Here is a 23,354-nt window from a genome sequence, read left to right as displayed (position 1 = left end):
ATGCCAGTTTACAGCATGACCGGTTATGCCAGCGCCACGGCACAACCCGCGAACTCCGGCGAAACCCCTAACCCCGCGACCGCCTCGGCGGTGACGGTGGAGGCCCGCTCGGTCAACGGCCGTTTCCTGGACCTGAGCTTCCGCATGCCCGACGAGCTGCGCGCGCTCGAGCCCGCGCTGCGAGAGCTCATTACCAGCCAGGTCAAGCGCGGCAAGATGGAGCTGCGCATCGCGACCCATCGCGAGACCGACAGTTCCTGGCCGAACCCGCAGCCAGAGCAGCTCAACCGCCTGGCGCGCCTCGAGTCGACGGTGCAATCCTGGCTGCCGAAGGCGCAGGGATTGAGCGTCCAGGAAGCGCTGAACTGGTGCAAGAGCGGAGGCACGAGCAGCACCGCCGCGGACGAGACGGTGCTCGACGCGGCCCGCGTCTGCCTGAAGGGATTCCTGGAAGCGCGCGAGCGCGAAGGTGGCAAGCTGGTGACGATGCTCAAGCAGCGCGTCGCCACTTTGCGGGACCTCGCCACACAAGCCGAGCCGCTGATCCCCGCCGCCGTGCAGCGTCAGCGGGAGCGATTCCTGGAGCGCTGGCAGGAAGCGCTGAGCGCCTCGGGCGCCACGCAGACCATCTCCGAGCAGACGCTGCAGGAGCGTGCCGTAAACGAGGCCGCCGCCTACGCGCTGCGCATCGACGTGGCGGAGGAGCTGACCCGTCTGCGCGCCCACCTGGACGAGATCGAGCGCCTGTTCAAGAAGGGCGGCGACATCGGCAAGCGGCTGGACTTCCTGATGCAGGAGCTGCATCGCGAGGCCAACACGCTGGGCTCCAAGGCCGTGGCGATCGAGCTCACCAACATCTCCGTCGAGATGAAAGTCGCGATCGAGCAGATGAAGGAACAGGTGCAGAACATCGAGTGAGCGCGGCGCCCGCGTAAAATCTGCCGATGGAATATCCGGGCAATCTCTTCGTCGTCGCCGCGCCGAGCGGCGCCGGCAAATCCAGCCTCGTCAAGGCGCTGCTGGAGCTGGACGCCAAACTGAGCGTCTCCGTCTCGCACACCTCGCGCGACCCGCGCGGCCAGGAACAACATGGCCGCGAATATCTCTTCGTCGACCAGGCGGCGTTCCGCGCGATGGTCGATCGCGGCGAGTTCTTCGAGTGGGCCGAGGTCCACGGCAACCTCTACGGCACCTCCCGCGCCGCGATCGAGGCGCGCCTGGCCCATGGCGAGGACGTGGTCCTGGAGATCGACTACCAGGGCGCGCTGCAGATCAAGCAGCTGTTCCCGCACGCGGTGCTGATCTTCATCCTCCCTCCCAGCTGGGACGAGCTCAAGCAGCGCCTGATCCGCCGCGGCGACACCGCCGAGGACGTCATCGCCAAGCGCATGAACGCCGCCCGCAACGAGGTCGCGCAGGCGAAACACTTCGATTTCGTCGTGATCAATGCCGTGTTCGAGACCGCGCTTTTCGACCTGAAAGCCATCGTCCAGGCACAACGGCTAAAATACGCGACCCAGCGCCGCAACCGGTCCACCGTGTTCCGTGCGCTCGACCTCATCGAGTAACCGCTTCTGCAGGAAACCAGCATGGCCCGCATCACCGTCGAAGACTGCCTGACCAAGATCCCGAACCGTTTCCAGCTGGTGCTCGCCGCGACCTATCGCGCTCGCATGCTGAGCCAGGGCCACGCCCCGAAGCTGGAATCCAAGAACAAGCCCGGCGTGACCGCGCTGCGCGAAGTCGCCAACGGCGACGTCGGCGTGGAAATGCTGCGCCGCGTGCCCGTCTGATCCCCGGCTGAACGCTGGATCGAAACGCCCCGCCCAGCGGGGCGTTTTCCTTTGCGGCGCGCGGCGCTCCGGCCCGTGCGACTCCCGTCGGCGCCCCACGGCCCGGCCCGGACGGCCGGGCAGCCCGCGGGGCGACTCTGCTCAGCGGTCGCGCCAGAAGGCGGTGTCGATGACGACCTCGTTGCCGCTCTTCTCGTTGATGACCCAGAACTGCCGGCCGTCCGGCGCGATCCGGTGGACTTCACCCACCAGCCGCCCCGCCGCGACGCGCAGCCCCTTGGCGTTGAACGGGAAGTCCGGCGCCTTGGCCAGCGACCGCAGCGCCACCGGCTCGCGCGGATCGGCCGCCAGCCGCATCCGGTGGACGATGGGCGCCAGCACTGGATTCGTCAGGTCGGCCGAGGACAGGTAGACCACCACCTTGGCCTGCGCCCGGCTCAGCGCCACGTTGAGCAGCCGCCGCGCCTCCTCCGTCTGGAGAAAGGCTTGCGTGCCGTCGGCCGGATCGAAGAACACCACCGGCGCCTCGCTGCCCTGCGCGCGGTGCACGGTGCTGACCTTCACCCGCTCGTCCACGCCCTGCGCGAACAGCCGCTGCCGGATCAGCGCCCGCTGCGCGCGGAACGGCGTCAGCACGATCAATTCCTCCGGCCCCCAGTCGCCACCGGCCAGCGCCTGCGCGATGGTGGCGGCGATCGCCTCGGCGGACTCGCGTCTCACCGGGCCGCGGTCCCTGGCCGACCAGCCGCCCTCGCGCGTCACGCGATGCACCTTCACATGGACGTCCGCCGGGATGTCGCCGAGCGCCCTCGCCCGCGCCTCGCGCCAAGCGTCGGAGGCCGAGGCATCAGCCGCGACGCGCAGCGCGCCGTCGTAGAACATGTCGCTGACCAGATCGCCGATGGGCGCGGCCATGCGGGATTGCTCGTCGAGCATCGCCACCGGCCAGGTCGCGACCGCCCCCGGTGAGGCCTGAGGGGCCTGTGACTTCTGTGACGTCGGCGATGGGGCGCCCTGTCCGCCCGCTCGGCCCTTGGGCATCGCCGCGAACGGCGATCGCCCCAGCCACAGCTTCGCGCCGCGGTCCTCGCTGCGCAGCACCGGCGAGAGCTGCTGCGGGTCGCCCGCGAAGAGCCGCGCGCGGCCCAGCGGCATCAGCGCGAGCGCATGCGCCAGGCTCACCTGGCTCGCCTCGTCGAAGACGACCAGATCGAAGGGCGAGGCCCAGGCGATCGCCATGCCTTCGAAGCTGAGGCTCTCGCTGCCCTCGCCTTCCGCGAGCTCGCGCAGCGTCTTCAGCGTGAAGGCGGCGCGCGTGGTGGTCATCGCGACCAGCCGGCACTCCCTCAGCGACTGCGGCGACGGCACGCCCGAGGGCGGCAACAGATGCTCGCGCCCCGCGAAGGCATCGACATCGAAGCGTGAGCCCAGCCGCCGCACCGTGCCGCGCAGGTGTTCCCGACGGCCCTTCTGCAGCGCCTTGTCGACGGCCAGCGTCGCGAGGTCGACCGCGTGGTTCGTCGTCGACAGCAGCAGCACGCGCGCCTGCGGCCGTCGATCGAGGTACTCGGCCAGCATCACGCCCAGCGTCGTCGTCTTGCCGGTGCCGGGCGGTCCCCAAAGGAAGGCGTTGTCGTGCGCGACCAGCCCCAGCGCCGCGCGCTGCGCCGGCCGCAGCCAGCGGAATGGCGAGCCGTCGAGCACCGGCGCATCGGCCAGCGGCGCGGGTCGGGACAGCCCCGGCCAGCACGCCGCGGCGCGCTCGGCCCAGACCGGATCGGCCCAGGCGTCGACGATGGCCTTGAGGAAACGCGGTGGATAGAGCCGGATCAGATGCCCCTCGCCCGGCGGCGCGGCGGTCGCGTCGCGCAGCACGAGCTGGTCCTCCTCGACGACGACCGCGAACACGTTGGCCGCGCCCTTGGCCGGCGCGCCCCACCAGGCAGAGGCGCCCTCCAGCCGCTCGTCGAGCAGCGTCAGTGCCGAGGCCTGCCCGGGGCGCTGCCCCTCGGCATAGACGTACTCGGGATCGAGCGTGACGCGCCAAAGCGCGCCGTCGCGCTCGGCGCGGATGACCTTGAAGTCGTAGAACTCGGGCGTCGCGGCGACTTCGGCCTCGATCGCCGCGCGGATGTCGGCGATGGGCATGAGGTCGCGACGGATCGGCCGGAGCCGTGGAACTGCGGGGAGGCGGGACTATAGCGGCCCCGGCTCGCCGGCTCCCCCGGCGATGGGCGGCAAGCCGCCGGCCGCGATCCGCAAGCCCTGACCCTTCCGGGAGACCCGGCATCGGTCGATGCGGTCAGGGCCGGCTGCCCCGACGGCCGCACAATCGCCGGATGTTCCGGCTGCCCACCACCGCCACCGCGCCCTTCTGCCCCTCCGAGGTCCACGGCTCCATCGCGTTGAACGAGGGCGCGCCGCCGTGGAAGCGGCTGCTGCGCGTGGCCGGCCCCGGGCTGCTGATCTCGGTCGGCTACATGGACCCCGGCAACTGGGCCACCGACATCGAGGCCGGATCCCGCTTCGGCCATGCGCTGCTGTGGGTGGTGCTGGCGTCCAGCCTGGCGGCGATGCTGCTGCAGACGCTGTCCCTGCGATTGGGGCTGGTCACGGGGCAAGACCTGGCACAGGCCTGCCGCGAGCGCTACCGGCCCGCCGTGCGGCTGCCGCTGTGGGTGATGGCGGAGCTGGCCATCGTCGCCTGCGACGTGGCCGAGGTGCTGGGCACGGCGCTGGCGCTGCACCTGCTGTTCGGCGTGCCGCTGCTGGGCGGCGTGGGGATCGCGGCGCTGGACACGCTCATCGTGCTCGGGCTCAAGGGCCGCGGCTTCCGGCAGGTGGAGGCCATCATCCTGGGCCTGGTGATGACCATCGGCATCTGCTACGCGATCCAGCTGGCGCTGGTCGGGCCGGACTGGGCGGGGGTGGCGCGCGGCTTCATTCCCAACGGCGTCGCGGTGCACGACCCGAAGGCGCTGCTGCTGGCCATCGGCATCCTGGGCGCGACGGTGATGCCGCACAACCTTTACCTGCACTCGTCCATCGTGCAGACGCGGCGCGTCGGACGCACGGACGCGGCCAAGCGCGACGCGATCCGGCTGTCGACGATCGACACGCTGGTCTCGCTGACGCTCGCGCTGATGGTCAACGCGGCCATCCTGATCCTGGCGGCGACCGCCTTCCACGCCCACGGCCATCGTGACGTGGCCGAGATCCAGGACGCGTATCACCTGCTGGATCCGCTGGTCGGCACGGTGGCGGCCTCGGTGCTGTTCGGGGTGGCGCTGCTGGCCGCGGGGCAGAGCTCGACCTTCACCGGGACCATCGCCGGTCAGGTGCTGATGGAGGGCTTCCTGCGCCTGAAGATCCCCTGCTGGCAGCGCCGCCTGGCGACGCGCTTCCTGGCGCTGGTGCCGGCCTTCCTCGGCTTGCTGTGGCTGGGCGAGGGAGCGGTCGGCCGGCTGCTGGTGGCCAGTCAGGTGGTGCTCAGCCTGCAGCTGCCCTTCGCGATGTGGCCGTTGATCCGCATGACCAACGACCGCGCGCTGATGGGCGACTTCGCCAACGGGCCGGTCGTGCGGGCGCTGAGCTGGCTGCTCTTCGCGCTGGTCACGGCGGCGAACGGGGCCCTGCTGGTGTCGTTGATGCAGTGATCGACGTCTGTCGAAAATCGCCGCGGTCGTTCGTCGTCACGATGAACACCTCAACCTCAGGGAGATCCGACATGGCGACCGAGCAAGTCAAAGGACCCGCGTCCTACTTTCCGTCCATCGAGAAGAAGTACGGCCAGCCGATCGAGCACTGGATGAAGCTGCTCAAGCAAGCCGGGCCGTTGAAGCACATGGCGCTCGTCAGCAAGCTCAAGACCGAGCACGAGATGGGGCACGGTCATGCGAATGCGTTGGTGGCTTATTTCCTGGCGAAGCAATAGGCGTTGTGGCCGCGACGCATCGAAAGGAGCGCCGGCCCTCGCGAAGTTTGCGCTTGGACAAACTCGGCCTGAAGTCCGCGGCGCTTCCGATTTCAGTGGGCCGCCGCCTTCCTAAACTGCCTGCCTCTCCGGTCCTGCAGTCAGGAGGTTGCCCATGCTTCGAGCGTCCCGCTTGCGCACCCGCAAGTTGCTTTCCGTGCGCGGCGCTATGCTGCCGCGCATGATCTTCAACGCCCTCATCGAGCGAGATCCCGACAGCGACGTGCTGGTCGGCAGCGTGCCCGACGTCCGCAGCGCCTACACGCAGGGCGCCACCATCACCGAGGTCCTGGAACGCTTGACCGAAGTGCTGGAGATGCTGGCGGAAGAGGGCCTCGTGAACATCGACGGCGGCATCGCGTTCAACACGACCTTGCGATTGGAATGACCCGATGGGTGCCGGCGTGCCGGTGCTCAGTGCCAGGGAAGTCGAGCGCATGCTGTTTGCGCTCGGCTTCGTTCCGCGCCCTGGCAAGGGAGCACATCGCTTCTACCGACACCCGGACGGTCGGACGACGACGGTGCCCTTCCACGCGGGTAGCGACATCTGCCCCACGCTGCTGCGCAAGATCTGCGCGGACATCGGGATGGCCATCGACGCGTTCATCCTTTCACGCTGACCCGCGCGCTCAGTCGGAGCCCCCCATCAGCGCGTACGGCCCGCCCCGCTCCAAGGCGCGCCGGTAGGCCGGGCGCGCGTGGATGCGCTGCAGGAAGTCCGTGATGCGGGGCTGTTTCGCGACGGGCCCGCCGCGCTGCGCCGCGGCCTCGAGCGGGAAGCTCATCTGCACGTCCGCCGCCGTGAAGTCCGCCCCCGCGAACCACGGCTGCCGGGCCAGTTGCGCCTCCAGGTAGTTCATGTGGTTGTCGATCTGCGGCTGCACGAAGGTCCGCTTGGCCTTGGCCGCGATGCCCCGCGCGATCGGCTTGACGAAGAACGGCATCGGCGCGCGCTCGATGCGGTCGAACACCAGCTTGAGCAGCAGCGGCGGCATCGCCGAGCCCTCCGCGTAGTGCATCCAGTAGCGATAGCGCAGCGCGTCCTCGGTGCCCGCCACCGGCTTGAGACGCCCGTCGCCGTAGCGGTCGACCAGGTACTCCAGGATCGCCCCCGATTCCGCGATCGTCAGCCCGTCGTCCGTGATCACCGGCGACTTGCCCAGCGGATGCACGGCCCGCAGCTCGGGCGGCGCCAGCATCGTCTTCGGATCGCGCTGGTAGTGCTTGATCTCGTACGGGAGACCGAGCTCCTCGAGCAGCCACAGGACCCGCTGCGAGCGGGAGTTGTTGAGGTGGTGGACGGTGATCATGGTCGCGGAGTCTATGCGCGTGGGCGGCGCCGGCGGTCGGGACCACCCCTCCATCCGGCGGATGCGCCGCCGGGCACCATCGGGCACCCTCCTACAATCCGCGCGCCTTGCGCTTATGGAGCCTGCATGTCTGCCCCGATCGACTTCTATTTCGACTTCGCCTCTCCCTACGGCTACATCGCCTCGCAGACCATCGACGAGCTCGCCGGCCGCTTCGGCCGCACCGTCAACTGGCACGCCATCGTGCTCGACGCCAACTTCCAGTCGCTGGAACGCATCCGCATCCCCAACAGCGTCATGCGCAGCGACTACATCCGCCGCGACGTGATCCGTCTGGCGGCCTACTCGAACGTCCCGTACAAGACGCCCTCCACGCTGGGCCTGCACACCGAAACCGCCGCCCGCCTGTTCCACTGGTTCAACGACCGCGATCCCGACCTGGGTCGCAAGTTCGCGCAGGCCGTCTACAAGGCCTATTTCGTCGAGGACCGCAACATCGCCCAGGCCGAAGTCCTGCAGGAGCTGTGCGCGACCCAGCAGCACGTCACGCCCACCGAGCTCCAGCACCTGGCCAACGACAGCGCCACTCGCGCCCGCCTGAAGGCCGAGATCGACCTGGCCGAGGCCCGCGGCGTGTTCGGATCGCCTTTCTTCATCGTCGAGGGCGAGCGCTTCTGGGGCAACGACCGCCTGCCCCAGCTGGAACGCTGGCTGGAGCACGGCCCGTACTGACCGGCCCTCAGGGCACCGCTGGTTACTTCTTGTCCGCCGGGTAATGTCCGGCGCGACGGGTCATCGCGGGCGCGGCGGGGTGCGTTCCAGGAAGCATGCAGTTCCCTGGAGGTCCATCATGCGAATGATCCGCCCCTTGCTTCTCGTGCTCGCCGCCGCCCCGCTGGTGGCCTCGCTGACCGGCTGCGTGGTCGTCCCGGCCCACCGCTACTACGGCGAGGGCTACGGAGGCGGCTATTACGGCGCCCCGCCTTACGCCGGCGCCATCTGGATCGAAGGCTACTGGAGCAACGACCGTTACGGCGGCCGCCGCTGGAACGAAGGCCACTGGGGCCGCCGCTGAGCCCCCGCGCCGATCGACGATCGCAGCCCCATCGGATACCGCGATCCGCTCATGAAACGACGATGCCGGCACGGGGCCGGCATCGGTCGTGCGCCTCACGAGGCGCTCAGCGCCGCCTCACAGGCCGCAGCTGAAGGTCGCGACGCCGCGGTAGTCGTCGCCGCTCACCGCGACCTGGTACGCGGCCACGACGCGGACCTTCGCATTGCCCGCTTCCCCCACGGTCAGGGCCATGCCGGTGCCACTGTTGAAATAGTTGCCCGTGATCGTCGTGATGGCGGGGCTGTCCAGGCGCTTGCCGCTCGCCGACACGGCGCCCGACTGGGCGCCGACGGTCGCGGTGATCGCTGCGTCCAAGACCGCCGCACCGTTCGAGAACGTCACCGTCGCCGAGCCGGCCGCGGTACCCAGGACGTTGCCTGACCCGCCGACCCGGCTGGGTGCCGTGAACTTGCCGGCGTCGCACTTGTAGGTGCCACTGGTCGGGAAGGCGGTCAGCGCGTTGTAGACCACGTAGTGGTACGCGCCGTCGTCCCCGACGATCGCCGCGGCGGTGCCGTCCCTGTTGACGGTGCCCTTGCTCCAGCGGCCCAGCGCGAAGCTCTCGTCGCCGGCGATGTCCTGGATCGCCAAGTCGCCGCTGAGCGTGTTGGCGTTCATCGTGACGACGCCGCCGGCGGCTGCGCCGGTCGCCGTCTGCTGGACGTCCGTCAGGCGGCCGCTCGATTGCAAGCCCGGGCTCACCAGCATGTAACGACCGTCGTCCGCCTTCTTGGCGTAGCTGGCGGTGACCGAACCGCTGGACGTGCTGCCCTGCGGCGCTTGCGCCTCGGGCTTGACGCCGGCATCCTTCGCGGTGTCCCCGCCGCCGCCACAAGCCGCCAGCAGCGCGGCCACCGGCAGCAGGACCGCGACCTTCTTCAGTTCGTGCTTCATCGATGTCCCCTCGTGAATGACTGTTGTCGCCATGGCGGATGCCAGGCCGCGGCGTCAGTGGCGTGTCACGGAACCCGCGCAGGCGGGTTCATGGGAAATATCAAGAAATCTGTCGACGAGCCGATCAACTCGCCTGCTTGAAGGCCATCACGGCCTGATTGCGCAGGGTGCGCAGCAGCGAGAGCTGCTTCTCGTCCAGCACGACGCTGCCCGGCTGCGCCTTGTCGGCGTAGATCATCGCGAAGGGCGCGCCCCGCAAGGCCATCGGCAGGATCAGGAAGCTGTGCGCCTTGGCGTTGGTGAGGAACCAGGCCGGCAGGCGCTCCGCGATCTTGGGTTGCGAGGCGTCGGCGATCAGCGTGTCCACGCCCTTGCTGCAGATGGCCGTGAAGAGATCCGCCGTCGCGCCCGGCATCACCCGCAGCGGCACGCGGTACAGCGGCACCACCGCCTCGACGCCCTCGCCCAGGCCGAAACGGCCGGTCAGGGTCTCGGTCTTGGGATCACGCAGGCAGAAGATCACCCGGCGGAAGCCCAGCCCGCGGTACATCGTCTCCAGGATCATCCGCAGGATCTCGTTGAGCTTGAAGTTCTCCACCATCGCGTTGGTGATGTCCTGGATGCCGGCCGCCAGCGTGGCCGCGGCTTCGTCCGGGGAGATGACACCGGCCGGGGCCTGCCCCTCGACCAGCGTCGCCTGCAGCTCGTGCGGCGACAGCGTGTCCTGCGGCGACGGGGTCAGCGGCGCGAGCAGCCGCTGCGCCGGCGAGTTCTTCGCCAGCTGGATGTCCATCGCCTGCGCCAGCTGCGTCAGCCGCTGGCGCGCCTGGTCCGCCGCGGCCTCGAAGGCCTTGGCCTCCACGCCCAGCCCGCGCGCGTAGCGCTGCGCCATCGCGCGCACCTTGGCATGCGCCTCGGCCGGATCGCTGTTCAGGATCACGTCGGCGACGTCGTTGCTCGCGCGGCCCAGCCAGCGCATGCGGTCGCCCGAATGCTCGATCAGCCGCACCGGCGCGTCGCCGTCGGGCCGGCGCATCGTGCGCTGCAGGCTTTCGGGGAAGCCCCATTGCCGCGCCACGCCCAGGCCCAGGTCCTCGTAGCTCAGGCCCAGCACCTGCGCCGAGGCCGCGCCCTCGCTCACCGGCGGCGCGGCCTGCTCGCCCATGCCGCGCTCGGGCCGCACCAGGCGGCGCACCTGCTGCGCCTCCTCGGGCAGGTAGAACTCGGACAGCAGGCGGCCCAGCCCCTGGAACATCGTGGCGAGGAAGGACTCCTCGTTCTCGCGCGGGACCAGGCAGAGCTCGCGGGCCAGCGAGCCCGCCATCAGCGACCGCAGGAACTCTTCCTTGAGCCGCTGCGCATGGCCCTTGTTCTCCATCCGCTCCAGCAGCACCAGCGACAGCGCCAGGTTGCGGATGCCGCCGAAGCCCACCAGCGCCACCGCCCGCGACACCGTGCTGATGTGCCCGCCGCCGGCGTGGCTGAACTGCACCGTGTTGACCAGGCGCAGCAGCTTGTTGGTCAGCGCGACGTCCTTGAGGATCTCGTTGGAGAGCGTGGTCAGGCTCTCGTTCTCCGACTGCGTCATGCGCTGGATGCGCGCCACCGAATCGGCCATCGCCGGGAAGTCGGTGCGATGCCGCATGCGGCGCAGCAGGAAGTCCAGCGTGGCGCTGCCGCCGTCGCTGGCGGCTGGCGCCTCGCTGGCCGGATGCAGCCAGGCCGCGAGCGCGTCGTGGAAGCTCTTGGCGTCGGGCCAGCGCTGGGCCGCCTCGCGCGACAGGCCGCGCAGCAGCACGGCGCGCAGCGCGTCGTCGGTGTCGGCGCCCAGGTCCGCGGGCGGATCCAGCGTCTGCTCCATCGCGCGCCGCACGGCGCGCCACGGATCGGGGTCGTAGTTCAGGCGCTGGCCGGAGAGCATCTCGCTCAGCATCACGGCCGCGGCGAAGACGTCCATCACCGGGGAGGCCGGCTCGCCGCGCGCCGCTTCCGGCGAGATGTAGCCCGGCGTGCCGACGATGCGGTTCGGACGCGCGCCCGGCAGCCCGGTCGTGCTGACCCGGCCGGCGATGCCGAAGTCCATCACCTTGGGCCGTCCGCCCGCGTCCAGCAGGATGTTGGAGGGCTTGAGGTCGCGGTGCACGACGCCCGCCTGATGCGCCGCGTGCAGGCCGTCGAGGATGCCCAGCATCATCGTCACCGCCTCGCGCGCCGGCAGGCGGCCGCGCTGGCGCAGGCGCTCGGTCAGCGTGCCGCCGGGGACGAACTCGAACACCATGTAGGCCTGCCCGGCCTCCATGTCGGCCTCGAAGACCGGGACGATGTTGGGATGCGTGAGCCGGCTGACGGCGCGGGCCTCGTGCAGCCAGGCGTCGACGCTGGCGCGGTCCACGCCCTGGGTCAGCACCTTGAGCGCGACCTCGCGGTCCAGGCGCGGATCGTGAGCCAGCCACACGACCGCCTGCGCGCCCGTGCCCAGGCTGCGCAGCGGCTTGAAGCGCCCGACGGCGGGCGGCATGACGGTCATGGGAAGTCCTTGCCTGGCGAGGGCGCGTTGTTCAGCGCTCCGGGCTGGGTGGTCGTGGCTCCCTGGTACGAAGCGGACGCGCCGGGCGCGGCGACCGTACCGGCCGCCCCCTCGGCGCGTTCGCGCAGACGTGATCGCGGCGCCGCGGTGGCGGCCGCGCCGACCGACGGATCGGCCAGCGCGCCCAGGCCGCTGTCGGGCCCGCCGCCCAGCGCGCCCTGCACGCTGCCCAGCGCGTCGTAGACCTCGCGCAGGCCCAGGCCGAGCGCCCGCGAATAGCGGCGCGTGGCCAGCTCGATGGCCGCCTGGCGCTTGCGCTCCGGCGTGCCCAGCGCGTCGATCAGTTCATTGGACAGGCTGCAGGTCAGGCGCAGGATCTCCGAGTCGCCCTCGGCGTGGCGCACCGGCGCCTCCTGCGGCTGGCGCCGCATCATGTGCTGCAGCTCCTCGCCCAGCCCCCAGAACCTGGCCACCGCCAGTCCCAGGCTCTCCAGGTCGCAGCCCAGCACCGCGTAGGCGGCGGACTGCTCGGTCATGCCGCGCGGATTGGGGTTGTCCTCGGTCGCCTCGGGCGCGACCTGCAGCTGACGGATCTGCTGCGCGTCGTCCGGGAAGTGGTACTGGACCAGCAGGCGGCCCAGGTTCTGCATCAGCGAGATCAGGTAGACGACCTCGGCGTCGTAGCCGGCCGGGCGCAGCGCCTGCGCCACCTGACCGGCGCGCTGCACGCGCCGCATCAGGCTCTGCATGAAGGCGGCCTGGCCGTCGTTCATCGGGCCGGGCCAGGGCTTGAGCGCGCGCGCCGCGTCCTCCAGGCCGTTCAGGCCCAGCATCGCGATCGCGCGCTGCAGGTTCAGCACCGTGCCGCCACTGGTCGGGCCCTGCTGGCGCAGCGCGTTGTTGACGCGCCGGATCAGCTCCAGCGACAGCGCCATGTCCTTGAGCGCGAGCGACGCCAGCTGGCTGCCGTGCTGCGATTCCATCGACGAGGAGGCCACCGTCGTCACCAGCCGCGTGCTGGTGCTCGGCAGATGGCCGAAGCGCTGCATCTTGTCCTTGAGCAGCGCGATCGGGCCGCCGTCGTCCTGCTCGGCCGACTGGCGCCAGCCGTCCAGCGCGCGCCAGAAGCTGCGCGCCAGGTGATAGCGCTGGCGCGTCTGGCGATCGCTGGCGCGATTGACGATGGCGCGCAGCGGCTCGGGGATCGGGTACGGGGTCTCCCAGCCCAGGCGCACCAGCTCGTGACCTTGCGGCTGCATGCGCTGCAGCACCAGCTGCAGGTCGGGTTCGTCGAGCACCGCCTTGCCGCTGAGCAGGCGATGCAGCGCCAGGCCCACGGACACGACGTCCTCCTCGGAGGCCTCGCGCACCGCGCGGCGCGTGGCGGCGTTGAAGTCGGCGTTGGCGGGCACCACCTCCTGCGCCACCTCCAGGCCCAGCACGCGCACGTGGTTGGCGCCGTCGATGACCAGGTGGGCCAGCTGGATGTCGCGATGCGCGTGGCCGGCCTCGTGCGCGAAGGCCAGGCCCTCGAGCGCCTGCGCGGCCCAGGCCGCCGCGTCCAGCGCCAGCGGCGGGCCGGTGCGGGCGATGCGCTCCTCCAGCGTCTCGCCCAGCGCGCGGTCGTAGGCCACGTAGGGCCAGGGATCGACCCGGCCGGTCTCGATGACGTGGCCCAGGTTGGGGTGGTGGATGCGGGAGGCGGCGTCCAGCGTCTTCAGCCAGTGCAGCATGGCTGCCTCGCTGTTGGGCTTCTCGCGCGGCATCATCAGGAACATCTCCTGGCCGCTGGACGGGTCGAACACCACCCACAGCATCGAGCGCTGGCTCTTGTGCAGCAGCGCGCGCAGCTCGAAACGGCCGAAGCGCCGCATGGGGGCGGCCGAGGGAGTGGAGTTGTTGTCAGGCACGAGCGATGTGCGACCCCGGTTCATCCAGGGCCACGGACCTTTTGTAACTTGGATTGGACCGAAAACCCGTCGTCCCCGTCTGAAGAAGTAGGGGCGATTCTCCGCTCAGTTTTGTAACTGCGCCCAGACCTTTTCCAGGCGCTTGACGCTGACCGGCTGAGGCGTTCTCAGTTCCTGTGCGAAAAGGCTCACTCGCAGCTCCTCCAGCTGCCATCGGAAATCGTCGATGCGCGCGTCGGGCGTGCCCTTGAGCTCCACCAGCCGGCGCTGCCAGCGCTGCTCCAGCGGCCGCAACTCGGCGAGCAGCTTCTGGTCGCGGGCCGCGTCGGCGCGCAGCTTGTCCAGCCGCAGCGTGATCGCCTTCAGATAGCGCGGGAAGTGCTGGAGCTGCGACCACGGCGTCTGGAGGACGAAGCGCTTGGGCATCAGGCGCTGCAGCTGCGCCTGGAGGTCCTCGACGACTTCCTTGGACGCCGAGCGCGTGTCCTTGAGCTTGCGCAGCGCGCCCTGGTATTCGATGAGCACGTTGAAGGACAGGCGCGCCACTTCCTGCGCGATCAGGTTGAGGCGGGCGCGGCCTTCCTCGACGCGGGACTTGAAGCTGAACTCGTCGGTGGGCAGCGGGTCGGCCAGGAAGGCGCGGTCCACGGCCACGGCGATGATCTGGTCGCGCAGCTCCTCGTTGGTCCCCAGGCTCATGTAGGCGACCGCCATCTGGGTCAGGTCGGGGATGTTCTTCTCGAGGTACTTGAGCGGCTCCTTCAGCTGCAGCGCGACCAGCCGGCGCAGGCCGGCGCGGTGCTTGGCGGCGGCCAGCTCGGGCTCGTCGAAGACCTCGATCTCGACGTGCGCGCCCTTGTCGATCAGGGCGGGGAAGCCGATCAGGGTCTGGGGACCGCGCTTGATCTCCATGAGCTCGGGGAGCTCGCCAAAGCTCCAGGCGGTGTAGGTCTTGGTCGACTCGACGGCGGGCTTCTGGGGGGGCGCGACCGTGGCTTTGATGCCGCGGGCGGGGGTGAGCGGGGTGGAGGGCTCGCTGTCTGCACCGGCCCTCACCCCAGCCCTCTCCCGCTCGCGGGAGAGGGGGTTGGTCGTCGCGTCGGGCTGGCCTTGGAGCTTGAGGGCGGCCAGGGCCTGGAAGGCCGAGCGGGCCTGGCCGCCCAGCTCCGCCTTCAGCGTCGCCAGATTGCGGCCTTGGCCCAGCTGGCGGCCGTGCTCGTCGACCACGCGGATGTTCATGAACAGGTGGGCGGGCACCTGCTCGAGCTTGAAGTCGTTGCGCTGCACCGCGAGCTGGGTCCGCTCCTTCACCGCCTTGAGCAGCACGTCCACCAGACCGCCCTGGGCGAACGGGTGCAGCTCGACGAACTCGGCGACGAACTCCGGCAGCGGCGTGAGCCGCGCGCGCGGCTTCTGGTGCAGGCTCTTGAGCAGCGCGGTGACCTTGGCCTCCAGCATGCCGGGCACCAGCCAGTCGGTGCGCTCGTCGTTGACTTGGTTGAGGGCGTAGATCGGCACGGTCACCGTCAGGCCGTCGCGCGCGTCGCCCGGTTGATGCAGGTAGGTCGCGGCGCAGTCCACCCCGCCCAGACGGAGGGTCTTGGGGAAGGCGTTGCTGGTGACGCCGGCGGCCTCGTGCCGCATCAGCTCGTCGCGGCTCAGGTGCAGCAGCTTGGGCTCGGCCTTGCTGGCCTCGCGGTACCACTTCTCCAGCGTCACGCCGGAGTACACGTCCGCCGGCAGTTGCTGGTCGTAGAAGGCGTAGATCAGCTCGTCGTCGACCAGCACGTCCTGGCGGCGCGACTTGTGCTCCAGCTCCTCGACCTTGGCGATCTGCTTCTGGTTGTGCGCCAGGAAGGGCAGCCGCGTCTCCCAGTCCCCGTTGACCAGCGCCTCGCGGATGAAGATCTCGCGCGCGGCCACCGGGTCGACGCGGCCGAAGTTCACCCGCTTGTTGTTGTAGAGCACGATGCCGTAGAGGGTCGCGCGCTCCAGCGCCACGACCTCGGCGGCCTTCTTCTCCCAATGCGGCTCCAGCAGCTGGGTCTTGATCAGGTGGCCGGCGATGCCGGGCAGCCACTGCGGCTCGATCCCGGCGATGCCGCGGCCGAACAGCCGCGTGGTGTCGACCAGCTCGGCCGCCACGATCCAGCGGCCCGGCTTCTTGCTCAGGTGCGCGCCGGGATGGCGCCAGAACTTGATGCCGCGCGCGCCCAGGTACCAGTCGTCGTCATCGGACTTGCAGCCCAGGTTGCCCAGCAGGCCGGCCAGCATGGACAGATGGACCTGCTCATAGGTCGCGGGCGCGCCGTTCAGGCGCCAGCCGTGCTCGGCGATCACCGTGTGCAGCTGCGAATAGATGTCGCGCCACTCGCGCACGCGGCGTGGGCTGACGAAGTTGTCGCGCAGCAGCTGTTCCTGCTTGCGCACGGACAGCTTGTGCTCCCCTTCCCCGCCGCGCGCATCGCCCAGCCATTTCCACAGCTTCAGATAGCCCATGAACTCCGACTTCTCGTCGTCGAACTTCTTGTGCTTCTCGTCGGCCTGCTGTTGCTGCTCCATCGGCCGGTCGCGCACGTCCTGGCCGGACAGCGCGCTGGCGATGATCAGGATCTCGCTGAGCGCGTCGCGCTTGCGCGCCTCCAGGATCATCCGGCCCACGCGCGGATCCAGCGGCAGCTTGGACAGCTCGTTGCCCATGGGCGTGAGTTCGTTGCGATCGTCGACCGCGCCCAGCTCGTTGAGCAGCTGATAGCCGTCGGCCACGGCCTTGCGGGGCGGCGGCTCGATGAAGGGGAAGTCCTCGACCTGGCCCAGGTGCAAGGCCTTCATGCGCAGGATCACGCCCGCGAGCGAGCTGCGCAGGATCTCCGGATCGGTGAAGCGCGGGCGGCCGAGGAAGTCCTTTTCCTCGTACAGCCGCACGCAGATGCCGTTGCTGACGCGGCCGCAGCGGCCGGCGCGCTGGTTGGCGGCGGCCTGGCTGATGTTCTCGATCTGCAGCTGCTCGACCTTGTTGCGGTAGCTGTAGCGCTTGACGCGCGCCAGGCCGGGGTCGATCACGTAGCGGATGCCGGGCACCGTCAGCGAGGTCTCGGCGACGTTGGTCGCCAGCACGATGCGCGGCTGGCCGTGCGGCTGGAAGATGCGGTTCTGCTCCTGCTCGGACAGGCGCGCGAACAGGGGCAGCACCTCGACGCCGGGCGGGTGGTGCTTGCGCAGCGCCTCGGCGGCCTCGCGGATCTCGCGCTCGCCCGGCAGGAAGACCAGCACGTCGCCGCGGCCCTCGCGCCAGAGTTCGTCGACCGCGTCGCAGATGGCGTCGTTGACGTCGTACTCGCGCGATTCCTCGAAGGGGCGATAGCGCTGCTCCACCGGGAACAGGCGGCCCGAGACCATCAGCACCGGCGCGGGGCCTTTCGCGGAGGCGAAATGCTGGGCGAAGCGGTCCGCGTCGATGGTCGCGGAGGTCACGATGATCTTCAGATCGGGCCGGCGCGGCAGGATCTCGCGCAGGTAGCCCAGCAGGAAGTCGATGTTGAGGCTGCGCTCGTGGGCCTCGTCGATGATCAGCGTGTCGTAGGCCTGGAGCAGCGGATCGGTCTGGGTCTCGGCCAGCAGGATGCCGTCCGTCATCAGCTTGACCGAGGCGCCCGGCTGCAGCCGGTCCTGGAAGCGGACCTTGTAACCGACGACCTCGCCCAGCGGCGATTTCAGCTCCTCGGCGATGCGCTTGGCGACGCTGGAGGCGGCGATCCGGCGCGGCTGGGTGTGGCCGATCAGCCCGCCGCCGTTGCCGCGCCCGCGGCCCAGGGCCAGCGCGATCTTGGGCAACTGCGTGGTCTTGCCGGAGCCGGTCTCGCCGCAGACGATGACGACCTGGTGCTCGGCCAGCGCCCGCATGATCTCCTCGCGGCGGCCGGAGACAGGCAGCGATTCGGGGAACTCGATGGGGGGAATCGGGTTGGCGGGGACGGGCGCGCGGGGGCCGGCCTGGCGCGGGGGGCGCGGCGGGCGGGCGGGATGCGGCGCGCGGGCGGCGACCTTGGGGTCGGCGCCACGGTCTGGCTGTCGGTCGGCGTTGCGGGCCTGGCGCTCGGGGCCGCGCTGCGGCTTCGGCGCCGCCGGGGCGGGGGCGTTGGTGTCTTGGCTCACGGGGCGCGGATTATCTCGCGGCCTGGTGGGAGGGACGGAAGTCCCGCTCCCTCTGCCCTATTCGGCAACGCGGGGGAGCCCGAAGACCCTCTCCCCTGCCCTCTCCCGCAAGCGGGAGAGGGGGTAACTTCTCAGTTCGGCATCTCGGCGTAGGTGATCACGTTGAACACCGCGCCCTGGGGGTCCTGGATGGTCGCCATGCGGCCCACCGTGGGCACTTCCATGATCTCCATCAGCACCTTCCCGCCCATGGCCTTGGCCTGGGCGACGGTCTCGTCCACGTTGTCGACGGTGACGTACAGGCCCCAGGCGGGCGGCATCCCCGCCTGCGGGCAGGCCATCAGGCCGCCGATGGCGTCCGGGGCGCCACGAGTCTTGATGAGGTGATAGGGCGGCGCGTCGGCCGGTCCGCCCGGCATGGGCATGACCTCGATCTGCCAACCGAACAGCTTGCCGTAGAACTCCGAGGCCTTCTTCGGGTCGCTGGTCATCAACTCCGACCAGCTGAAGGCACCGTGGGTCTTGAAGACTTCCATCTGTCGCTCCCGGGGGGTGTTGCGGAGGCGCCATGCTCCCCTGCCGTACCCTGTCCCGCAAGTGCCCCTGCCGCCCCGTCGAGGGGACAGCCTGTTGCACAATCCGCGCCCATGAGCCTGGTCTTCCCCCATACCTTCGTGCCGTGGTTTCGCGCGGTGGCCCCTTATATCCACGCGTATCGCGGTGAAACCTTCGTGGTCGGGATGACCGGGGAAATGATCGCGGCCGGCAAGCTCAACGGCTTCGTCCAGGATCTGGCGATCATGCATGCGATGGGCATCAAGATCGTGCTGGTCCACGGTTTCCGCCCCCAGGTCAACGAACAGCTCGCCGCCAAGGGCCATCAGCCCCAGTACAGCCACGGCATGCGCATCACCGACGGCATCACCCTGGATTGCGCCCAGGAAGCCGCCGGCCAATTGCGCTTCGAGATCGAGGCCGCGTTTTCCCAAGGCCTGCCCAATACGCCGATGGCCAATTCCACGGTGCGCGTGGTCTCGGGCAATTTCCTGACCGCGCGTCCGGTCGGTATCGTCGACGGCGTCGATTTCAAGCATTCGGGCATCGTGCGCCGCGTCGACGCGGCTGCGATCCAGCGCGCCATCGATATCGGCGCCATCGTGCTGATGTCGCCCTTCGGCTTCTCCCCCACCGGCGACGCATTCAATCTGATGATGGAAGAGGTCGCGACGGAAACCGCGATCGCGCTGCAGGCCGACAAGCTGCTGTTCATGACCGAGGTCCCGGGCGTGCTCGAAACCCCCGACGACCCGGATAGCGCGATCGACACGGAACTCGCGCTGGCCGACGCCAAACGACTGATCGCGAAACTCCCGCCCGCCACGCAACCGACCGACGTCGGCTTTTACCTGAAGTACTGCGTGAAGGCCTGCGAATCGGGCGTCGAGCGCTCGCACATCCTGCCCTTCGCCGTCGACGGCGCGATCCTGCAGGAGGTCTATACCCACGACGGCATCGGCACCATGGTCGTGGACGAGAAACTCGAAAGCCTGCGCGAGGCGACCCATGACGATATCGGCAGCCTGATCGCGCTGATCGAGCCCTTCGAGCGCGACGGCACGCTGGTCAAGCGCGACCGCAGCGAAATCGAGCGCGACGTCGAGGCCTATACCGTCATCGAGCACGACGGCGTGATATTCGGCTGCGCCGCGCTGCACCCCTACCAGGAAGCGCGCACCGCCGAGATGGCCGCGCTGACCGTGTCCAGCGCGGTCCAGGGCCAGGGCGACGGCGAGCGCATCCTCAAGCGCATCGAGCAGCGCGCCAAGGCCATGGGCCTGAGCAGCATCTTCGTGCTGACCACCCGCACCATGCACTGGTTCATCAAGCGCGGCTTCCAGCCGGTGGACCCGAACTGGCTCCCCGAGGAGCGCAAGCGCAAATACAACTGGGACCGGCGCTCGCAGGTCCTGGTCAAGAAACTCGGCTGAGCGCCGGTGCCGCCGGCCTCGCCCGGCGGTCCGGCCTGAGCCCTTCCTCCCCACACTTTCCGAACATCGAGGTTTGATATGGCCCGCACCATCCAATGCGTTTATCTGAAGAAGGAAGCCGAAGGCATGGACTTTCCCGTGATGCCCGGCGAACTCGGCAAGCGCATCTTCGAGAACGTCTCCAAGGAGGCCTGGGCCGCCTGGATGAAGCACCAGACCATGTTGGTCAATGAAAACCGCCTGAATCTGGCCGACCAGCGCGCCCGCCAATACCTGATGCGCCAGCTGGAACAGTTTTTCTTCGGTGACGGCGCGGAACAACCCGCCGGTTATGTGCCACCGACCAACTGATTTCAGGTCGGCGACGATGCCAGATCGCCAAGGGGCCGGGAATTACCCCTTGCGAAGCATTTCGATTCCCTGCCTATAATGCGGCAATCCCTTTCGGGGAGCTGTTGAACAACGCGAGGAATTGCATATATGGCATCGCTCAAAGACCTCCTGGCCCAGCGGGCCGCCCTCGAACAGCAAATCGCGGAAACCCAAGAGCGCGAGCGTTCCGACGCCGTCGCCAAGGTCAAGTCGCTGATGCAGGAATACGGCCTGACGGTCGCCGACCTGACCTCGCGCGCCGCCAAGGCGAGCGGCTCGGCCAAGGCCTCCAAGGTCGCCGCCAAGTACCGCAACCAGGCCACCGGCGAGACTTGGAGCGGCCGCGGCCTGCAGCCCAAGTGGCTGAAAGCGGCCATCTCCGGCGGCGCCAAGCTGGAAGATTTCGTCATCTGACCGGTCCGGGCCCCGGCCCGGCGCCGACGAGGCCGGCCCCGCGCATTTGTCGCGTACCGACCTCTTTCGAAAGCCACCTTCGGGTGGCTTTTCTTTTTCTCGTGCGATCGAGGTGCGCCAGGCCCGCCGCCAGCCCTCCCTTATTCCGGGGGGAAGCCCCCGAACGACAGGGATAGCGCGCCCCTGTCCGGGGGCGAGCGGAGGCTAGCATCCCGCCGCCCCCACCCGCCCGTCGCCCCGCCCGTCGCCCCACCCTCGTGAAGTCCGCGCTGTCCGCCTCCGCCGATTGGTCCCTGCCCCGCTTCCCGCGTCGCCTGCTGGCGCCGACGCCGGGCGGACTGATGCTGACCGCCACGGCCGCGCTGACCTTGGCCGGCGCGCTCTGGCCCGCCTGGCGGGCGCTGGCCTGGGCGCCGCTGCCGGCCCTGGGCGCCGCGATGATGTGGCGCGCGCGCGGCGAGCGCCGACGCGCGCTCGAGGAGCGCCTCGAATGGCGCGCCAAGCTGGACGCCGCCGGCATGTCGCTGGCGCGCTGGGTGCCGGGCGAATCGATGACGGCCTCGGCCGGCTGGGAGGAGCGCCTGGGCGCGCCGGATCCCGCTGACCCGATGGCCTGGCTGACCCGCGTCCATGGCGTCGACCGCATGACGCTGGAAGAGCGCCTGCCCGCGCTGCTGCAAGGCTTCCCCGCGCCGGATCTCGACGACCTGGACGATCCCGACGCCCTGGTCCACGCGCTGCGCCTGCCCGACGACGCCGGCGGCTGGATCTGGCACGAGCTGCGATTGCGCGTCGTGCGTCGCGATCCGCGTGGCCGCGCGCGCCGGGTGCTGGCCAGCCTGCAGGACATCCAGTGGCGCCGCATCGCCGAGGAACGGCAGCGCATGAGCAGCGGCCTGTTCCAGCATCTGCACGAGGGTCTGGCGATCACCGATCTGGCGCATCGCCTGCTGGACGCCAATCCGGCCTACTGGGCGCTGATGGGGGAGCTGACGGACGCCGCCGCCGGCCTCGTCATCGACGCGGGCGAGCCTGGCGGCGCCGACGCGGCCGAGTCCCTGCGCCGCCGCCTGCTGGGTCGCACCGCGCTGCCGATGGACGAGGCGCAGCTGCGTCGCGGCGGCCACGACCCCGAGGCGATCGCCGACGCGCTCGCGGATCCGGCCGGTCATTGGCAGGGCCTGGTCAAGGTCCGCGCCGCGGGCGGCCTGCCGCGCACGCTGAGGCTGACGATCTCCTCGATCCCGGAGCCGGACGGCCCGCCGCGCTATCGCGTGCTGGCGCTGACCGACCTCACCCAGGAGCTGCAGCGACAACAAGCGCTCGAGCGCCTGGGCCGCTTCGACACGCTCACCGGCCTGCCCAACGAGCAGGAGTTCCACCGCCGCCTGGAGGCCGCGCTGCACACCAGCCGCCAGGTCGGCCCCGGCTTCATGTTGTGCGTCGCGCGAGTGGACCTGGACGGCTTCGCCGCCTTCAACCGCCGTCATGGCGCCGGCCGGGCCGACGAGGCACTGCGCGAGCTGGCACGCCGGCTCGGGACCGCGCTGCGTCAGGCGCCGCAGTGGTCGGACGAGGTCGCCCGCCTGGGCGGCGACGAGTTCGGCCTGCTGCTGCGCGTGCAGAGCGCCGAGGAGGCCCAGCTCGCGCTGGACCGTCTGCTGCAGGTGCTGCGGCGCCCGATCGACCTGCAGGGCGAGCCCGGCGGGCCGGGCGACCCGGCGGTCATGGCCGCCATGGCGACGGATCGAGCCGGAGACGCCCGTGGCGCGGACGGCCGCTGGGGCCGCGAGGGCGACGACGTCGACGTGCGCCTGCCGGTCGACCTTCCCGCCGCGACCTTGCTGGCGGCTGCCGACGCCGGCGGCTTCGACCTGCCGACGGACTTCGACGCGCTGGACGCGACGACCGTGCCGGGCGATCTCTCGCCCCTCCCTGACGACACGCTCGCCCCGCGCCTGAGCGCGAGCGTCGGCGCCACGCTCTATCCACAGGACGGCGGCGAGGCCGAGACCCTGATGCGCCATGCCGCGCACGCGCTGTACCGCGTCAAGCGCAGCGGTCGCGATGGGGTGCAGTTCTTCGACGTCGAGAAGCGCCGCCATCGAGAGGCCCACGCCCAGGCCGTGCTGCGCGTGCAGCAGGCGCTGGACGCGGGCGAGCTCTGCCTGCATTACCAGCCCAAGCTGGACCTGGTCAGCGGCGCACTGGTCGGCGCCGAGGCGCTGCTGCGCTGGCGTCACCCGCAGCGCGGTCTGCTCGCGCCGGCCGCCTTCCTGCCCACCGTCGAGCGCAGCGGCATGGCCGCGCAACTCGGCCACTGGGTGCTGGAGCAGGCACTGGAGCAACTGTGCCGCTGGCGCGCGGAGGGGCTGGATCTGACGCTCAGCGTCAACATCAGTCCGCGCCATCTGGCGGCGCCGGAGTTCGGCCCGCGCCTGGCCGCCCTGCTGGCCCGCCATGCGGACGTGCCGCCGCAGCGGCTGGTGCTGGAGCTGCTGGAATCGAGCGCGCTGGAGGATGTGGATCGCGCGCGCCAGCTGCTCTCCGACTGCAAGCGCCTGGGCCTGCGCCTGGCGATGGACGACTTCGGCACCGGTTACGCGACGCTGGCGGTGCTCAAGCAGTTGCCGCTGGACGAGCTGAAGATCGACCGCTCCTTCGTCCAGACCATGCTGGTGGACGCGCAGGATCGGGCGCTGGTACAGGGCGTGATCGCGCTGGCGGGCCAGTTCGGCTGCGGCCTGGTGGCCGAGGGCGTCGAATCCCCGGCCCATGCGCGCGCGCTGGTCGAGCTGGGCTGCCGGGTCGGCCAGGGCAGCGGCCTGTGCGAGCCGCTGCCGCCGGAGGCCCTGCGGGAGTGGGCGAGAGGACGACCGATTCAGGTCATCACGTAAACTC

At 70.1% G+C, this 23,354-nt stretch carries 20 protein-coding genes; 13 read left to right on the top strand and 7 right to left on the bottom strand.

From position 1 onward, the window contains the following. Genes MCHT01_RS04050 through rpoZ form a run of 3 tightly spaced genes read left to right on the top strand, consistent with a single transcriptional unit; the run spans nt 1 to nt 1,793 of the window. Entirely contained in the window at nt 1-918 is a 918-nt protein-coding gene (locus tag MCHT01_RS04050; RefSeq protein WP_084451801.1) for a YicC/YloC family endoribonuclease, read from the top strand. Nucleotides 919-944: 26 nt separating this feature from the next. Further along, the gene (gene gmk / locus MCHT01_RS04045) at nt 945-1,568 is read left to right on the top strand and encodes a guanylate kinase (protein WP_067062655.1); all 624 of its coding nucleotides are present in this window, start codon (nt 945-947) and stop codon (nt 1,566-1,568) included. Nucleotides 1,569-1,589: 21 nt separating this feature from the next. Beyond that, nucleotides 1,590-1,793, top strand: coding sequence for a DNA-directed RNA polymerase subunit omega (gene rpoZ / locus MCHT01_RS04040; RefSeq protein WP_058936171.1), 204 nt, complete (start codon nt 1,590-1,592; stop codon nt 1,791-1,793). Between the two features lie 141 nt (nt 1,794-1,934). Here the strand turns inward: rpoZ and MCHT01_RS04035 are convergent, their stop codons facing one another. After that, on the bottom strand, nt 1,935-3,941 hold the full coding sequence (locus tag MCHT01_RS04035) for a DEAD/DEAH box helicase (protein WP_067062653.1): 2,007 nt from the start codon (nt 3,939-3,941) through the stop codon (nt 1,935-1,937). A 191-nt stretch (nt 3,942-4,132) separates the two neighbouring features. On the opposite strand from MCHT01_RS04035, the gene MCHT01_RS04030 reads away from it, so the two are divergent. The 4 genes from MCHT01_RS04030 (at nt 4,133) to MCHT01_RS04015 (ending at nt 6,386) form a co-directional block, all read left to right on the top strand. Further along, nucleotides 4,133-5,449: an Nramp family divalent metal transporter gene (locus tag MCHT01_RS04030; RefSeq protein ID WP_067062650.1), complete on the top strand. Its 1,317-nt coding sequence runs from the start codon at nt 4,133-4,135 to the stop codon at nt 5,447-5,449. Nucleotides 5,450-5,520: 71 nt separating this feature from the next. Further along, entirely contained in the window at nt 5,521-5,727 is a 207-nt protein-coding gene (locus MCHT01_RS04025; RefSeq protein ID WP_067062648.1) for a DUF4287 domain-containing protein, read from the top strand. A 154-nt stretch (nt 5,728-5,881) separates the two neighbouring features. Continuing rightward, on the top strand, nt 5,882-6,154 hold the full coding sequence (locus MCHT01_RS04020) for a type II toxin-antitoxin system HicB family antitoxin (protein WP_148661368.1): 273 nt from the start codon (nt 5,882-5,884) through the stop codon (nt 6,152-6,154). A 4-nt stretch (nt 6,155-6,158) separates the two neighbouring features. Further along, entirely contained in the window at nt 6,159-6,386 is a 228-nt protein-coding gene (locus MCHT01_RS04015; protein ID WP_067062642.1) for a type II toxin-antitoxin system HicA family toxin, read from the top strand. A 9-nt stretch (nt 6,387-6,395) separates the two neighbouring features. On the opposite strand, the gene MCHT01_RS04010 is transcribed toward MCHT01_RS04015, so the two are convergent. Continuing rightward, nucleotides 6,396-7,076, bottom strand: a complete 681-nt coding sequence (locus MCHT01_RS04010) for a glutathione S-transferase family protein (RefSeq protein WP_067062638.1) — start codon at nt 7,074-7,076, stop codon at nt 6,396-6,398. Between the two features lie 126 nt (nt 7,077-7,202). Between MCHT01_RS04010 and MCHT01_RS04005 the strand changes: the two genes are divergently transcribed. Together MCHT01_RS04005 and MCHT01_RS04000 are read left to right on the top strand one after the other, a co-directional pair. Continuing rightward, entirely contained in the window at nt 7,203-7,808 is a 606-nt protein-coding gene (locus MCHT01_RS04005) for a 2-hydroxychromene-2-carboxylate isomerase (RefSeq protein ID WP_067062635.1), read from the top strand. Between the two features lie 118 nt (nt 7,809-7,926). Continuing rightward, nucleotides 7,927-8,151, top strand: a complete 225-nt coding sequence (locus tag MCHT01_RS04000) for a hypothetical protein (protein ID WP_148661367.1) — start codon at nt 7,927-7,929, stop codon at nt 8,149-8,151. Between the two features lie 117 nt (nt 8,152-8,268). Here the strand turns inward: MCHT01_RS04000 and MCHT01_RS03995 are convergent, their stop codons facing one another. The 5 genes from MCHT01_RS03995 to MCHT01_RS03975 form a co-directional block, all read right to left on the bottom strand. Continuing rightward, nucleotides 8,269-9,087 (bottom strand): hypothetical protein, encoded by an 819-nt coding sequence (locus tag MCHT01_RS03995; RefSeq protein ID WP_067062629.1) that lies wholly within the window; start codon nt 9,085-9,087, stop codon nt 8,269-8,271. A 124-nt stretch (nt 9,088-9,211) separates the two neighbouring features. Further along, nucleotides 9,212-11,614 carry a serine/threonine protein kinase gene (locus MCHT01_RS03990; protein WP_067062627.1) on the bottom strand — a complete coding sequence of 801 codons (2,403 nt, stop codon included), beginning with the start codon at nt 11,612-11,614 and terminating at the stop codon, nt 9,212-9,214. Beyond that, on the bottom strand, nt 11,611-13,524 hold the full coding sequence (locus MCHT01_RS03985) for an HDOD domain-containing protein (protein ID WP_169806091.1): 1,914 nt from the start codon (nt 13,522-13,524) through the stop codon (nt 11,611-11,613). Before MCHT01_RS03985 ends, MCHT01_RS03990 begins: the two co-directional genes overlap by 4 nt. A 105-nt stretch (nt 13,525-13,629) precedes the next feature. After that, nucleotides 13,630-17,427 carry an ATP-dependent RNA helicase HrpA gene (gene hrpA / locus MCHT01_RS03980; protein ID WP_245643161.1) on the bottom strand — a complete coding sequence of 1,266 codons (3,798 nt, stop codon included), beginning with the start codon at nt 17,425-17,427 and terminating at the stop codon, nt 13,630-13,632. 383 nt (nt 17,428-17,810) lie between these two features. Further along, a complete protein-coding gene (locus tag MCHT01_RS03975; protein WP_067062623.1) occupies nt 17,811-18,215 on the bottom strand; it encodes a VOC family protein in 405 nt (134 codons plus the stop codon). A gap of 111 nt (nt 18,216-18,326) precedes the next feature. Between MCHT01_RS03975 and argA the strand changes: the two genes are divergently transcribed. From argA to MCHT01_RS03955, 4 genes are all read left to right on the top strand, one after another. Next, on the top strand, nt 18,327-19,667 hold the full coding sequence (gene argA / locus MCHT01_RS03970; protein ID WP_067062620.1) for an amino-acid N-acetyltransferase: 1,341 nt from the start codon (nt 18,327-18,329) through the stop codon (nt 19,665-19,667). 78 nt (nt 19,668-19,745) lie between these two features. After that, nucleotides 19,746-20,018, top strand: a complete 273-nt coding sequence (locus tag MCHT01_RS03965; protein WP_067062617.1) for an oxidative damage protection protein — start codon at nt 19,746-19,748, stop codon at nt 20,016-20,018. Between the two features lie 129 nt (nt 20,019-20,147). Continuing rightward, a complete protein-coding gene (locus tag MCHT01_RS03960; RefSeq protein WP_067062615.1) occupies nt 20,148-20,453 on the top strand; it encodes an H-NS histone family protein in 306 nt (101 codons plus the stop codon). 257 nt (nt 20,454-20,710) lie between these two features. Beyond that, nucleotides 20,711-23,350, top strand: coding sequence for a putative bifunctional diguanylate cyclase/phosphodiesterase (locus tag MCHT01_RS03955; RefSeq protein ID WP_067062613.1), 2,640 nt, complete (start codon nt 20,711-20,713; stop codon nt 23,348-23,350). The last annotated feature ends 4 nt before the right edge of the window (nt 23,351-23,354 follow it).

It is taken from the genome of Mitsuaria chitosanitabida ATCC BAA-476 = NBRC 102408, assembly GCF_001598255.1.
Classification (GTDB): domain Bacteria; phylum Pseudomonadota; class Gammaproteobacteria; order Burkholderiales; family Burkholderiaceae_C; genus Roseateles; species Roseateles chitosanitabidus.
The sequence above is the reverse complement of the archived record's forward strand: the minus strand, read 5'-3'. Positions and strand labels throughout refer to the sequence as shown.

Excerpts from the sequence above, each read along its gene's own strand:
- MCHT01_RS04050 (WP_084451801.1), top strand. The coding sequence starts at position 1 with ATGCCAGTTTACAGCATGACCGGTTATGCCAGCGCCACGGCACAACCC.
- gmk (WP_067062655.1), top strand. The coding sequence starts at position 945 with ATGGAATATCCGGGCAATCTCTTCGTCGTCGCCGCGCCGAGCGGCGCC.
- rpoZ (WP_058936171.1), top strand. The coding sequence starts at position 1,590 with ATGGCCCGCATCACCGTCGAAGACTGCCTGACCAAGATCCCGAACCGT.
- MCHT01_RS04035 (WP_067062653.1), bottom strand. The coding sequence starts at position 3,941 with ATGCCCATCGCCGACATCCGCGCGGCGATCGAGGCCGAAGTCGCCGCG.
- MCHT01_RS04030 (WP_067062650.1), top strand. The coding sequence starts at position 4,133 with ATGTTCCGGCTGCCCACCACCGCCACCGCGCCCTTCTGCCCCTCCGAG.
- MCHT01_RS04025 (WP_067062648.1), top strand. The coding sequence starts at position 5,521 with ATGGCGACCGAGCAAGTCAAAGGACCCGCGTCCTACTTTCCGTCCATC.
- MCHT01_RS04020 (WP_148661368.1), top strand. The coding sequence starts at position 5,882 with ATGCTTCGAGCGTCCCGCTTGCGCACCCGCAAGTTGCTTTCCGTGCGC.
- MCHT01_RS04015 (WP_067062642.1), top strand. The coding sequence starts at position 6,159 with ATGGGTGCCGGCGTGCCGGTGCTCAGTGCCAGGGAAGTCGAGCGCATG.
- MCHT01_RS04010 (WP_067062638.1), bottom strand. The coding sequence starts at position 7,076 with ATGATCACCGTCCACCACCTCAACAACTCCCGCTCGCAGCGGGTCCTG.
- MCHT01_RS04005 (WP_067062635.1), top strand. The coding sequence starts at position 7,203 with ATGTCTGCCCCGATCGACTTCTATTTCGACTTCGCCTCTCCCTACGGC.
- MCHT01_RS04000 (WP_148661367.1), top strand. The coding sequence starts at position 7,927 with ATGCGAATGATCCGCCCCTTGCTTCTCGTGCTCGCCGCCGCCCCGCTG.
- MCHT01_RS03995 (WP_067062629.1), bottom strand. The coding sequence starts at position 9,087 with ATGAAGCACGAACTGAAGAAGGTCGCGGTCCTGCTGCCGGTGGCCGCG.
- MCHT01_RS03990 (WP_067062627.1), bottom strand. The coding sequence starts at position 11,614 with ATGACCGTCATGCCGCCCGCCGTCGGGCGCTTCAAGCCGCTGCGCAGC.
- hrpA (WP_245643161.1), bottom strand. The coding sequence starts at position 17,427 with ATGCGGGCGCTGGCCGAGCACCAGGTCGTCATCGTCTGCGGCGAGACC.
- MCHT01_RS03975 (WP_067062623.1), bottom strand. The coding sequence starts at position 18,215 with ATGGAAGTCTTCAAGACCCACGGTGCCTTCAGCTGGTCGGAGTTGATG.
- argA (WP_067062620.1), top strand. The coding sequence starts at position 18,327 with ATGAGCCTGGTCTTCCCCCATACCTTCGTGCCGTGGTTTCGCGCGGTG.
- MCHT01_RS03965 (WP_067062617.1), top strand. The coding sequence starts at position 19,746 with ATGGCCCGCACCATCCAATGCGTTTATCTGAAGAAGGAAGCCGAAGGC.
- MCHT01_RS03960 (WP_067062615.1), top strand. The coding sequence starts at position 20,148 with ATGGCATCGCTCAAAGACCTCCTGGCCCAGCGGGCCGCCCTCGAACAG.